Annotated in this window: 9 protein-coding genes; 2 read left to right on the plus strand and 7 right to left on the minus strand. The window is 72.1% G+C overall.

The features are described 5' to 3' along the window. Positions 1-35: 35 nt before the first annotated feature. Together VFZ92_RS10655 and VFZ92_RS10660 are read left to right on the plus strand one after the other, a co-directional pair. Positions 36-818 carry a hypothetical protein gene (locus VFZ92_RS10655; RefSeq protein WP_330875678.1) on the plus strand — a complete coding sequence of 261 codons (783 nt, stop codon included), beginning with the start codon at positions 36-38 and terminating at the stop codon, positions 816-818. Beyond that, positions 815-2,461 carry a serine/threonine-protein kinase gene (locus VFZ92_RS10660; RefSeq protein WP_330875679.1) on the plus strand — a complete coding sequence of 549 codons (1,647 nt, stop codon included), beginning with the start codon at positions 815-817 and terminating at the stop codon, positions 2,459-2,461. Before VFZ92_RS10655 ends, VFZ92_RS10660 begins: the two co-directional genes overlap by 4 nt. A gap of 520 nt (positions 2,462-2,981) precedes the next feature. On the opposite strand, the gene VFZ92_RS10665 is transcribed toward VFZ92_RS10660, so the two are convergent. From VFZ92_RS10665 to tkt, 7 genes are all read right to left on the minus strand, one after another. Further along, on the minus strand, positions 2,982-4,202 hold the full coding sequence (locus VFZ92_RS10665) for a sensor histidine kinase (protein ID WP_330875680.1): 1,221 nt from the start codon (positions 4,200-4,202) through the stop codon (positions 2,982-2,984). A 654-nt stretch (positions 4,203-4,856) separates the two neighbouring features. Beyond that, the gene (gene pgl, locus VFZ92_RS10670) at positions 4,857-5,636 is read right to left on the minus strand and encodes a 6-phosphogluconolactonase (protein ID WP_330875681.1); all 780 of its coding nucleotides are present in this window, start codon (positions 5,634-5,636) and stop codon (positions 4,857-4,859) included. Then, positions 5,633-6,781, minus strand: a complete 1,149-nt coding sequence (gene opcA, locus VFZ92_RS10675; protein WP_330875682.1) for a glucose-6-phosphate dehydrogenase assembly protein OpcA — start codon at positions 6,779-6,781, stop codon at positions 5,633-5,635. Before opcA ends, pgl begins: the two co-directional genes overlap by 4 nt. After that, the gene (zwf, locus tag VFZ92_RS10680) at positions 6,778-8,328 is read right to left on the minus strand and encodes a glucose-6-phosphate dehydrogenase (RefSeq protein WP_330875683.1); all 1,551 of its coding nucleotides are present in this window, start codon (positions 8,326-8,328) and stop codon (positions 6,778-6,780) included. Before zwf ends, opcA begins: the two co-directional genes overlap by 4 nt. Further along, entirely contained in the window at positions 8,325-9,938 is a 1,614-nt protein-coding gene (locus tag VFZ92_RS10685) for a glucose-6-phosphate isomerase (RefSeq protein ID WP_330875684.1), read from the minus strand. The genes zwf and VFZ92_RS10685 overlap by 4 nt, the downstream gene beginning before the upstream one ends. Positions 9,939-9,946: 8 nt before the next feature. Continuing rightward, positions 9,947-11,059: a transaldolase gene (gene tal, locus VFZ92_RS10690; protein ID WP_330875685.1), complete on the minus strand. Its 1,113-nt coding sequence runs from the start codon at positions 11,057-11,059 to the stop codon at positions 9,947-9,949. Further along, positions 11,056-13,152 carry a transketolase gene (tkt, locus tag VFZ92_RS10695; RefSeq protein WP_330875686.1) on the minus strand — a complete coding sequence of 699 codons (2,097 nt, stop codon included), beginning with the start codon at positions 13,150-13,152 and terminating at the stop codon, positions 11,056-11,058. Before tkt ends, tal begins: the two co-directional genes overlap by 4 nt. Between the last annotated feature and the right edge of the window lie 67 nt (positions 13,153-13,219).

Raw genomic sequence — 13,219 nt, forward strand, 5'->3', positions numbered from 1 at the left:
TCCTGCTGTGCGGGATTTTCCTGGGATCGGTTCCGGTGGCGTCCGCGGCGCCCGGCGAGGTCACGGTCAACGCGACCGTCGACCGGCAACCGGTTGGCGGCTCCGAACAGCTGGTGCTCGACCCGACCCGGTCCATCCGCGTCGAGGTGACCGTCCACAACGGAACTGACGCGGATCGCAAGGTGAAGACCGTGCGGTTGTCCGGCACGGCGCTGGCGCTGACGTTCTTCGCCTACGACACCACGGTTCCGTTCGACGTCCCCGCGAAGGAGAGCGTCACCCGCGCCTTCCAGCTCGACCTCGCGGACCTCGGCGGCCAGGCGACCGGCCTGCTGCCGACGGAGATCGAGGTGCTCGACGAGAACCGGGCCGTGCTGGGCTCGGTGGAGACGACCGGCGACGTCGTCGGTTCGATGTGGTCGGTCTACGCGGTGTTCGGGCTCGGCGTGCTGCTGTTGACGGTCTTCTCCTGGGCAGGCGCGCTGTTCGCGCTCGCCCGCCGCAGGCTCCCGGTGAACCGGTGGCAGCGCGCGATGCGGTTCCTGCCCGCGGGCATCGGCACCGGGCTCGTCGCGGTCATCTCGCTGTCCGTGCTGACACTGGTGGCGCCCTCACCCGCCGCCGAGATCCCGTTCATCCTCGGGTCGGCGGCGGTCGCGCTGCTGCTCGGCTACCTGACCCCGCACCCCGGTGACGGCGACGCGCCCCGCCCGGTCGACGACGCCGACCGCGAGACCGACGCCTTCACCGCCACCTACGACGCGGTCCCGTTGACCGAGCGCACGACCCGTCCGCTGCCGCCCGGCGGTGCGGTGTGACCGTCGCCCCGAGCGTCGTCGCCGCGCTGCCGCAGTACCAGTTGGGTGAGCAGATCGGGCACGGAGGCATGGGCGTGGTGTACGCGGCCGTGCACCGGCCGCTCGGCCGTCCCGTCGCGATCAAGAGGCTCCCCGGCCTGTTGGCCGAGGACCAGGGGATGAGCGCCCGCTTCGAGCACGAGGCCCGGTTGCTCGCGCGGCTCGACCACCCGCACATCGTGCCGGTCTACGACTACGTGCAGAACAACGGCGAGCACCTCCTGGTGATGGAGAAGCTCGACGGCGGCACCGTGTGGTCGAAGTTCAGCGAGGAGGGCGTCACCGCGGGGCAGGCGTGCGCCATCGGCCTCGCGACCCTGTCCGGCCTGCACGCCGCCCACGTCGCGGGCGTGCTGCACCTGGACGTGAAGCCGAAGAACCTGCTGTTCACGTCGTCCGGTGTCCTGAAGGTCGCCGACTTCGGCATCTCGCAGGTCGTCAGCGAGGGCGCCACCCTCATGACGCACGCCGGTCAGGTGCTCGGCACACCCGCCTACATCGCGCCCGAACAGGCACTGGGCAACCCGCTGACGCCCGCCGCCGACGTCTACGGCACCGGCACCGTCCTCTACGAACTGCTCTCCGGCGCGCTGCCCTACGAGAGCGGCGGCGGTCCGCTCGCCATGATCCAGCGGCACGTCCACCAGGAACCCCGCCCGCTCGGCCCGTCCGTGCCCGCGCCGCTGGCCGAGGTCGTGATGCGCAGCCTGGCGCGCGAACCGCAGGCCCGCTACCGCAACGCGGAGACGTTCGCGATCGACCTGGCGGGCGCCGCGGCCCAGGTGTTCGGGCCCGACTGGCTGACCCGCCTCGGCGTCCGCGTCCACCTGTCGCCCGCCGTCGCGACCGGCAGCACCCGCCCGTCCCCGCACCCGACCCAGCCGCGCGAGACGCTGGCGCTGAACCGGGTGCGCGGCACGGCGGTGGACGCGCCCCCGGTCACCCAGATCGGCAGCCAGACCCTCATCCCGGCCAGCACCGTGCTCGCGGCGGGCCCGCCCGCCCGCAGGACGCCGCGCTGGTTCGCGCTGGCGGGAGCGCTGACCGCGATCCTCATGCTGGTGCTGCCGTTCACCGTCACCGGCCGCGACCTGCCCGTGCTGACCCGCGACCTCAGCCAACCGGTGGTGCTCGACCTCCCGTCCTCACCGCCGGTCACGCTGACCCTCACCGTCGCGGGCGTGCCCCTCGCCACCGTCACCGGCGACCCGACCGCGGGCCTGGTCCTGCCGGGCGTGACCCGCTGGATCGCGGGCGGCGCGGTCGTCGCCGAGGTGACGGGGGAGAGCAGGCAGGAGTACCTGCTCACGCCCCCGGCCAACCCGCTGCTGAGCATCATGGGCGTTGGCAGCGCGGTGGTGCTCCTGTTCACCCTGGCGTACCTGGAGTCGATCCTGCGCTCCCTGCGCCGCCGCCAGGCGGGCACCGGCGCGACCATCATGGCGGCCCCGCTCGGCTTCGGCCTCGGCGTCGCGGTCTGGCTGCTCCCGACCGTCCTGCTCCGCAACGAACCGGCCCTGCTCCCCACCCTGGTGTGCGGCGTGCTCGGCGCGATCTCCGCCGTGTGCGTCGCCGTCGCCACCCGACGGGCCGCACCGGCCTAGGGCCTGTCCTCAAAGCCAGAGGACGAGAGTCGCCAAGTCGATCACCGCCCGGTAGGACGGAGCCGTTTTGTCGTAACGGGTGGCGATGGCGCGGAACTGCTCGATCCGGTTGAGGCAGCGTTCGACCACGGTCCACGCGGTGCGCGGCGGAACCGACCTCGCCGCTACATCGACCAGTACCCGACCGCCCGACCGGCGCTGACGGTGCACAGCGCGAAGCAGCTCGACCTCCCGCCCGGCCTCGTGGCGGAGACCAGGACCGCGGACCCGGACGGGAGGGCCCGCCACCGGTACTCGGGTCTCCGGCCGCCGTCCTACGCCAACGACCGCTGGGTCGTGATCGTGGGCCGGGAACCCGGACGTCCACGGGTCACCGTCTCGCTGCTCACGGACTCCGGCGACATCCGCGTCGAGATCACGGGTCACCAGCGGGCCGAACCGGCTCGGCGGCCGGGCAGGCCCGGCCGCCGAGCGCTCGACTCACAACCAGGACGGCGGCCTGGTCGCGGACGTCTCACCCCTACCGCAGGGTCGGCAGGGTCATCCTCACGGCGAAACCGCCGTCGTCGGTGGCACCCGCCTCGAAGGTGCCGCTGAGCAGGTCCGCCCGTTCCCGCAGCCCCATCAGCCCGTGGCCACCGCTGGGCAGCGCGGGTGACGCCTGCGGGACGGGCGGCGGGCTGTTGCGGACCTCGACGCGCACCTCGTCGTCACCCAGGTCGACGCGCACGGTCACCAGCGACCCGTTGGCGTGCTTGCGGACGTTGGTCAGCGCCTCCTGCACCGTCCGGTACGCCGCGCCCGAGATGGACGCGGGCACCTCGGCCGACCCGATCACCGTCAGGTTCACGGGCATGCCGCACCCGGCGACCAACTGCGGCAGCTCCTCGACACCGGGCTGCGGCGAGTCGTCGCCGTTGGTCGTGCGCAGCACGCTGACCAGCTGCCGCAGCTCGTCCAGGGTTCTCGTGCTGAGCATCCGGATCGTGCCCGCGACCTGCTTCGCGTTCTGGTCGACGGCCGCCACCCGCAACGCGCCCGCCTGCATCGCGATGAGGCTGACCTGGTGCGACACGACGTCGTGCATCTCCCGAGCCAGCCGCGCTCGCTCGTCGGCCCTGATGGCGTGCGCGTGCAGCAAACGTTCGCGCTCGCGGCTCACGGCGAGTTCGGCGATGCGGCTCGACAGCTCCTCCCGCGCGTGCGCGAGCAGCGCGATGGCCAGCGGGAGCCCGGCGACCAGGCAGCCGTAGATGGCGTTGTGCACGTGCTGCTGCCACTCGGCGGCGAGGAACTTGTCCGGCGGCCACCAGAAGAACCGGGCCGCCCACACCAGCGCCGCCCCGACCAGCGTCTGCCAGCCGAGCGCCCTGCGCCGGGCGAGGGTGGCGAGCGCGATCATCGCGGCCAGCTCGGACCACCCGACGAAGAACCCCGGCACGGTCAGCAGCAGCGTGAGGAACGGGAACCGCCCGCGGAACACGAGCGCCGCCGCCGCGACCCCGGACAGCACGAGCGAGTACAGCTCCGCGTCGCGGTTCCAGCTGTACCCGAGCCACACGTCCGCGGCTCCGACCAGCACCGCGGCGATGTCCACCAGCGGTTGCCTGCGCTTCGCGAGCCAGCCCCACCGCCCGCGCACGACCTGCTCGACGGCCGCCGCCGCCACGGCGGGCACATCGACCCCAGGCCGTCTCCGCACAGCGTTGCCGACCAGGACCCGACCTCCAGAGTCACCCACTTGCCGATCCTCACCGTACTGCGCCGGTGTCACGGTTGGCATGGCCGCCCCTTCGCCCCGGCGCACCTGACGTGCCCCGTTACTGATGGAGACGAGTCGACCACAGGAACGGGACGCCGCACCCGGCAGAACATGACACAAATGTGCGGACGCACACGTCAAGCGCGCGAACAGCGCACGCGGGACTCCACGAACACCCGCACGGCCCCCCGCCGGTCGGCGGCGCGCCACAGCACCGCAGGCCACGAAGCACCGCAGATCCAGGAGCCGCACACCCACAACCGCACGTCACGACAACGGGTCCGGGACGTCAGCCGGCCCGCGACCGGGCATCGGGGCAGTGCTCCGGCCCGTCCCCGAGCGCGGCCCCTCCGCTGGGGTCGGAAGCCGGGTGGTCAAGGAGGGCTTGACGTCGGATGCCGTGCTGACCAGGCGGCAGGCGCTGGTGGGGGTGGCGGCGGCCGTCGGAACCGCTCTGGTGGGGGCACCGGGGCCTCCGCCGCCGCACCGGTGTTCACCCTCGGAGTGGCCGGCGGTGACCCGCTGCCCGACGGGGTGGTGCTTGTGGACCCGCGTGGTGGAGGCGGGCAGTACCGGGTGTGACGAGCCCCGGCAGGGTGGTTCGGCGCCCCGAGCGGGGCGCCGAACCACCGCTCACGCCAGTGGCGGGGTGAAGAGGTCGGGCACCTTCGACGCCGCCGTGGTGTCGAGCAGCCACAGGGTGCGGCGCTGGCCCGTCGCCCCGGCCGCGGGCAACTGCGCTTCGCCCGCGCCGGTCAACCCCATCGCGACCGCGGCGGCCTTCGCCTCACCGGTGGTCATCAGCCACACCTCCCGAGCCCGCCGAACGGCCGGGAGCGTCAGCGACACGCGCGTGGGCGGCGGCTTGGGGCAGTTCCGCACCGCCACCACCGACCGCTCCACCTCGTGCACCGCCGGGGACTCCGGGAAGATCGAGGCGACGTGCCCCTCCTCCCCGACACCCAGCAGGCACACGTCGAACGAGGGCACCGACCCGTGGTCCTCCGGCCGGGCCGCCTCGGCGAGCACGTCGGCGTAGGCCTCGGCGGCGGCGTCCGGGTCGTCGCCGAACCGACCGTCGGAGGCCTCCACCGCGTGCACCCGCGCCGGGTCCACCGGGATGTGGTCCAGCAGGGCGGCACGGGCCTGGGTCTCGTTGCGGTCCGGGTGGCCGGAGGGCAGGAACCGCTCGTCGCCCCAGTACAGGTCGACCCGGCTCCAGTCCACGGCGTGCAGCGCGGGCAGCGCCCGCAGGTGCTCCAGCACCGCCGTGCCGGTGCGGCCACCGGTGAGCACGAGCGACGCCGACCCGCGGGCCGCCTGGGCGTCCACCAACCGGGTCAGCAGGCGGGCGGCCGTGGCGGCGGCCAGCAGGTCGCCGTCACGGTGCACCACCACCTGGGGGCCGTTCACGAACTCGCCTTCGAAGCCGACGGCTTCGAGTCCTTGGACTTGGCCACGACGGCCTTGCCGCCCGAGGTCTTCGCCGCCGACACCTTCGCTGGCACCCCCTTGGCCGAGACCTTCTCCGCGGCCTTCGCCGAGTCGGCCTTGGCCGAGTCGGCCTTGGCCGAATCGGACTTCGGGGCCGCCTTGGCCGCGGGCTTGCGCGCCGCGGCGGGCTTCGCCGTGTGGGCCCGGCCGCGCACGACCTTCCCCAGCGACTTCAGCGCCAGCTCGTACACCTCGTCGGGGTCGAGGCGGCGCAGCTCCTCCGCGAGGCAGTCGCGGATCGACCGGCGCTGCAACGCCACCCTGCGCTCCGGCTGACCGGGCTGGAGCAGCGTGCCGACGCGCCCGTCCGGACGCGACAGCTCCACACCACCGGACTTCCGGTCGAGCGTCACGAGGCAGATGCCCTCGCCGCGCACGGCCTTGGTCCGCTTGACCGGGATCTTCAGCCCGGACGCCAGCCACGCCGCCAGCAGCTCGGTGGACGGGGAGTCCGCCTCGCCGCTGACCTCGGCGTCCACGACCCGCTCGAACGGCGGCAGGTCCAGCGCCGAGGCGAGCATGGCCCGCCACAGCGTGAGCCGCGTCCACGCGAGGTCGGTGTCGCCCGGCGTGTAGGCGCTCCTGCGCTGCTCCAACGCCTTGATCGGGTTCTTCTCGGCGGCGGCGTCGGTGATCCGCCGCTGGGCGAGCACGCCGATCGGGTCCTTCGCGGGCACCGCGGGGGCCTCGAAGGGCCACCACGCCACCACGGGGGTGTCCGGCAGCAGCAGCGGGACGACGCAGCTCGCGCCCTCGTCCGCCAGCTCGCCGTACAGGCGCAGCACGATGACCTCGCTGGCGCCCGCGTCACCACCCACGCGGATCTGGGCGTCCAACCGGGGCGACGCCTTGCGGGCGCCGCGCGCCACCACGATCACCCGGCACGGGTGCTCGCGGCTGGCGTCGTTGGCCGCTTCCACGGCCTCCTCGGTCTTCTCCCCGTCGTTGGTGACGATCACCAGCGTCAGGACGCGCCCGAGGGTGACGGCGCCACCCTCGTCGCGCAGCCGGACCAGCTTGCTGTTGATGCGTGAGGTGGTCGTCGACGGCAGGTCGATGATCACGGTCGCCTCCAGTTGCGCCCCGTGCGGGCGACCATCTCGTCGGCGGACGGTGGGCCCCACGTGCCCGCCTTGTACGGCTCCAGGGCGGGCTCGTCCTTCTTCGCCCAGTGCTCCAGGATCGGGTCCAGGATCTCCCAGGACAGCTCGACCTCGTCGTTCTTCGGGAACAGCGACGGTTCGCCGAGGAGCACGTCGAGCAGCAGCCGCTCGTACGCCTCGGGCGACGACTCGGTGAACGCGTGGCCGTAGCCGAAGTCCATCGTGACGTCGCGGACCTCCATCGTGTTGCCCGGCACCTTCGAGCCGAACCGGATGGTGACGCCCTCGTCCGGCTGCACGCGCACGACGAGCGCGTTCTGGCCCAGCTCCTCGGTCGCGGTGTCGTCGAACGGCAGGTGCGGCGCGCGCTTGAACACCACGGCCACCTCCGTCACGCGCCTGCCCAGCCGCTTGCCGGTGCGCAGGTAGAACGGCACACCCGCCCAGCGCCGCGTGTTGACGCCGACGGTGATGGCGCCGAACGTCTCCGTCTTCGACTCGGGCGAGAAGCCGCCCTCCTCCAGCAGACCGGGCACCTTCTGCCCGCCCTGCCAGCCGCCGGTGTACTGGCCGCGCGCGGACGTCTCGCCGTACGGCTGGATCGGCTTGGTCGCCGAGAGGACCTTCACCTTCTCCGCCCGCAGGTCCGCCGGGGCGAAGGAGACGGGCTCCTCCATCGCGGTCAGCGCCAGCAGCTGGAGCAGGTGGTTCTGGATCACGTCGCGGGTCGCGCCGATGCCGTCGTAGTACCCCGCGCGACCGCCGAGACCGATGTCCTCGGCCATGGTGATCTGCACGTGGTCGACGTAGTTCGCGTTCCAGATGGGTTCGTAGAGCTGGTTCGCGAAGCGCAGCGCCAGGATGTTCTGGACCGTCTCCTTGCCGAGGTAGTGGTCGATGCGGAACACCGACTCCTCGGGGAAGACGTCGTTCACGGTCTTGTTGAGCTGCTTCGCGCTCGTCAGGTCGTGGCCGAACGGCTTCTCGATGACCACGCGCCGCCACTGCGCCGGGTTGTCACCGGGCGGCTTCGCCAGACCGGCCCGCTTCAGCTGGTTGATCACCAGCGGGAACGCGCTCGGCGGCACCGACAGGTAGAACGCGTGGTTGCCGCCCGTGCCGCGCTCGCGGTCGAGGTCGGCCACCGTCGCGGCCAGGTTGTCGAACGCCTGGTCGTCGTCGAAGGTGCCCTGCACGAACCGGATGCCCTGGGCCAGCTGCTCCCACACGGCCTCCCGGAACGGGGTGCGCGCGTGCTCCTTCACGGCCTCGTGCACGACCTGCATGAAGTCCTGGTCGGCCCAGTCGCGGCGGGCGAAGCCGATGAGCGCGAAGCCCGGCGGCAGCAGGCCGCGGTTGGCCAGGTCGTAGATCGCGGGCATGAGTTTCTTGCGCGACAGGTCACCCGTCACGCCGAAGATCACCAGGCCGCACGGCCCCGCGATGCGGGGGAGCCGCTTGTCGCGGGGATCGCGCAACGGGTTGCGCCACTTGGTGCCGGAAGTCACGAACCATCCTCCTGAATGGCTTCGACCAGCTGCGCCAACCCGGCGACGCGGTCGGTGAGGTGCAGGCGCAGCACCGGTCGGCGGCCGGCGAGCACCTGGCCGTCACCGAGCGCCTGCGCGAGCTGGAGCACGCTGAGCGAGTACGGCCGCTCGGGGACCTCCAGGTCCACTTCGGACGCACCGGTGATCTGGAGGAAGACGCCGTTCTGGTGTCCGCCCTTGTGGTACTGCCCGGTGGAGTGCAGGAAGCGCGGACCCCAGCCGAACGTGGTCTGGAGGTGCGACTTGCGCGCGACCTCGGGGCGCAGCAGCGCGAACGACGCGTCGTCGAGCCGGTCGAGGTACGCCTGCACCGACACGTAGCCGTGGTCCGGCGCGGCGGCGATGAGCGCGGTGATCGCGTCCGCCACCGTCTTCACGTCCGTCGACAGCCACCCCTCGCTCGGGTACACCTCGACCGGGCCGTCCACGAACGCGGGCGTCGCGGGGGAGGAGGCCGGGGCGTCCAGCAGGGAGCGGGCGGCCTTCTTGGCGGCCTCCACGTCCGGCTGGTCGAACGGGTTGATGCCGAGCACGCGGCCGACGATCGCCGTCGCGTACTCCCACAGCAGGAACTGCGCGCCGAGCGAGCCCTCCACGGCCACCGACGAGGACCCGGTGGCCGGGCCGATCGCGACGGTCGTGGCGTCGGAGCGCGCGTCGACGAAACCGGGCGCGCCCGGTCCCTCGACGGCGACCGGCAGCAGGCCCGTGCCGTTCTTGCCGGTGGACTCGGCGATCAGCTGCTCCGCCCAGTCGGCGAAACCCCTGATGCCGGAGCCGCTGTCGGCGAAGACGACCTTCTCGGTGCCGTGCGCGTGCGCGGCGCCGAACGTGGCCGCCAGCACGATCGCGGGGTTCTCGGGGGAGTCGGTCGACAGGAGCTCGGCGGCGTCCGCCGCCTGGTCGAGCAGGCCGCCGATGTCGGCGCCCGCGAGACCGGACGGCACGAGGCCGAACGCGGTGAGCGCCGAGTAGCGCCCGCCCACGTTCGGGTCGGCCAGGAACACCTTGCGGTAGCCCAGTTCGCCCGACAGCGCCTCGAACGGCGAGCCGGGGTCGGTCACCACGACGATGCGCGACGCGGCGTCGATGCCCGCGTCGGCGAACGCCTTGGCGAAGATCCGCCGGTGGCTGTCGGTCTCGACGGTGCCGCCGGACTTCGACGACACCACGACCACGGTGCGCTGGAGGTCGCCCGCGAGCGCGTCGGCCACCTGCGCCGGGTCCGTGGTGTCCAGCACGACGAGCGGGACGCCCGCCGTGCCGGTGATCACCTCGGGGGCCAGCGAGGAGCCGCCCATGCCCGCGAGCACGACCCGGTCGACGCCCTCGGCGTGCAGTTCGCCGCGCAGCGCGAGGATCTCGTCCACCAGCGGGCGGGACGTCTCGTGCAGCGTCGTCCACGCCAGCCGGATCGCCGACTCGGACTCGGCCTCCGGACCCCACAGGGTGGCGTCCTTCGCGGTGAGCCTGCTCGCCACGCGGTCGGTGACCAGGTCGCCGACGATCGTGTCGACCTGGTCCTGGTTCGGCGTGCGGACGATCTCCACGGAGATCACGTCGGTCATGTGGAGGTTCAGCCCTTCGCCTTGTCGAGCTGGCCCGTCACGGTCTCCAGCAGCTCTTCCCAGGACTTCTCGAACTTCTCGACGCCCTCGGTCTCCAGCACGACGAACACGTCGTCGATGTCGATCCCGGCCCGCGCCAGCGAGTCGAAGACCTCCTGGGCCTCGTCGGCGCCACCGGTGACGGTGTCGCCCACGATGTTGCCGTGGTCGGCGACCGCGTCGAGGGTCTTCTCCGGCATGGTGTTGACGACGTTCTCGACGACGAGCTCGTCCACGTACCGGGTGTCCGAGTAGGACGGGTCCTTCACGCCGGTCGACGCCCACAGCGGACGCTGCGCCCGCGCGCCCGCGGCGACGAGGGCCTCCCAGCGCTCGCCGGCGAAGACCTCCTCGTAGGCGGCGTACGCGAGGCGCGCGTTGGCGATGGCGGCCTGGCCGCGCAGCGCCTGCGCCTCGGGCGTGCCCAGCTTCTCGATGCGCTTGTCGATCTCGCTGTCCACGCGGGACACGAAGAACGAGGCGACGGAGTGGATGGTGGACAGGTCGTGGCCGTTGGCCTTCGCCTGCTCCAGGCCCGCGATGAAGGCCTCCATCACGTGGCGGTAGCGCTCGGTGGAGAAGATCAGCGTCACGTTCACGCTGATGCCCTCGGCGAGCACCTTCGTGACGGCCGGGATGCCCTCGACGGTGGCGGGGATCTTCACCATCAGGTTGGGGCGGTCGACCGTCTTCCACAGGTCGAGCGCCTCGGCGATCGTGGCGTCGGTGTCGCCCGCCAGGCGCGGGTCGACCTCCAGCGACACGCGGCCGTCGACGCCGTCCGTCGACGCGTACACGTCGCGGAACAGGTCGCACGCCGTGCGCACGTCGGTGGTGGTGATCTCCTTGACGGTGGCCTCGGTGCTCGCGCCGCGCGCGGCCAGCTCCCGGACCTGCTCGTCGTAGGACTCGCCCTTCGCCAGGGCGCTCGCGAAGATCGTCGGGTTCGTGGTCACGCCGACCACGTTCTTGGTGGCGACCAGCTCGGCCAGGTTGCCGGACTTCAGCCGCTCGCGGGACAGGTCGTCCAGCCAGATGGAGACGCCCGCTTCGCTCAGGGCGACGAGGTTGGGGTTGCTCACTTGCTCTCCTTCACCTGCTGCAGCGAAGTGCGAGCCGCAGCAACTACGTTCTCGGTCGTGAAACCGAACTTCTCGAACAGGGTCTGGTAGTCGGCGGAAGCGCCGAAGTGCTCGATCGAGACGATCTCGCCCGCGTCGCCGACGTAGCGGTACCAGGACTGGGCGATGCCCGCCTCGACCGCGACCCGAGCCTTGACGGACGGCGGGATGACACCGTCCCGGTAGGACTTGTCCTGCGCGTCGAACCACTCGAAGCACGGCATGGACACCACGCGGGTGGGGACGCCGTCGGCCTCCAGGACCTTGGCCGCCTCCACGGCGATCTGGAGCTCGGAGCCCGTGCCGATCAGCACCAGCTCCGGGGTGCCGCTCGACGCCTCGACCAGCACGTACCCGCCCTTGGAGACGCCCTCGTACGAGGTGCCCTCCAGGGTCGGCACGTTCTGCCGGGTCAGCGCCAGGCCCGCGGGGGCGGCGTTCTCCAGGATCGTGCGCCACGCGAACGCGGTCTCGTTGGCGTCGCCGGGGCGGACCACGGCCAGGCCGGGGATCGCGCGCAGCGCGGAGAGGTGCTCGATCGGCTGGTGGGTCGGACCGTCCTCGCCGAGGCCGATGGAGTCGTGCGTCCACACGTAGGTGACCGACGCCTCCATGATCGCCGCGAGCCGCACGGCCGGGCGCATGTAGTCGGAGAACACCATGAACGTGCCGCCGTACGGGCGGGTCGGGCCGTGCAGCGCGATGCCGTTGAGGATCGAGCCCATCGCGTGCTCGCGGACGCCGAAGTGCAGCGTGCGGCCGTACGGGTCGGTCTTCCACATCTCCGTGGAGATGTTCGGCGGGCCGAAGGACTTCTCGCCCTTGATCGAGGTCAGGTTGCTCTCGGCGAGGTCGGCGGAACCGCCCCACAGCTCGGGCAGCACACCGGCGACCGCGTTGATGACCTCACCGGAGGCCTTGCGGGTCGAGGTGCCCTTCGCGTCGACCGGGTAGGTCGGCAGCGAGTCGGTCCAGCCCTCGGGCAGCTCCTTGGCCACGAGCCGGTCCAGCAGCGCCTTGCGCTCCGGGTTGGCCTGCGCCCACGCGTCGAAGCCCTTCTGCCACTCCGCCTTCGCGTGCTCGCCGCGCTTGCCGACCTCGCGGGCGTGCGCCAGGACCTCGTCGGAGACCTCGAAGGTCTGCTCCGGGTCGAAGCCCAGCGCCTCCTTGACGGCGCGGATCTCCTCGTCGCCCAGCGCGGCGCCGTGCGCGGCGCCGGTGTTCATCTTCTTGGGCGCGGGGTAGCCGATGATCGTGCGCAGCAGGATGAACGACGGGCGGTCCGTCTCCGCCTTGGCGGCCTTGAGCGCGGCTTCGAGGCCGGTGACGTTCTCGCCGCCCTCGACGACCTGCACGTGCCAGCCGTACGCCTCGTAGCGCTTCGCCGTGTCCTCGCCGAGCGCGATGGCGGTGTCGTCCTCGATGGAGATCTTGTTGTCGTCGTAGACCACCGTGAGGTTGCCCAGCTGCTGGGTGCCCGCGAGCGAGGAGGCCTCGGACGTCACGCCCTCCTCGATGTCGCCGTCGGAGGCGATCACGAAGATGTCGTGGTCGAACGGGCTCGTGCCGGGGGCGGCGTCCGGGTCGAACAGGCCGCGCTCGCGGCGGGCCGCCATCGCCATGCCCACGGCGGAGGCGAGGCCCTGGCCCAGCGGGCCGGTGGTGATCTCGACGCCGTTGGTGTGGCGGTACTCCGGGTGGCCGGGGGTCTTGGAGCCCCACGTCCGCAGGGCCTTGAGGTCGTCCAGCTCCAGGCCGTAGCCGGCGAGGAACAGCTGGATGTACAGCGTCAGGCTGGAGTGGCCCGCCGAGAGCACGAACCGGTCGCGCCCGATCCAGTCGGCGTCGGCCGGGTCGTGCCGCATGACGCGCTGGAACAGCGTGTAGGCGAGGGGGGCGAGGCTCATGGCGGTGCCGGGGTGGCCGTTGCCGACCTTCTGCACGGCGTCGGCCGCGAGGACCCTCACCGTGTCCACCGCTCGCTTGTCCAGCTCGGTCCAGTCTTCGGGCAGGTGCGCTTCGGTCAACCGGGTGATGTCGTCGCTCACGGACACGGACACAGCTCCACTCTCACGTTGGCGGAAACGGCCTTCTCCATCGATACAGTCGGCTCGTCCCCGC

Source organism: Umezawaea sp., assembly GCF_036375055.1.
Classification (GTDB): Bacteria; Actinomycetota; Actinomycetes; order Mycobacteriales; family Pseudonocardiaceae; genus Umezawaea.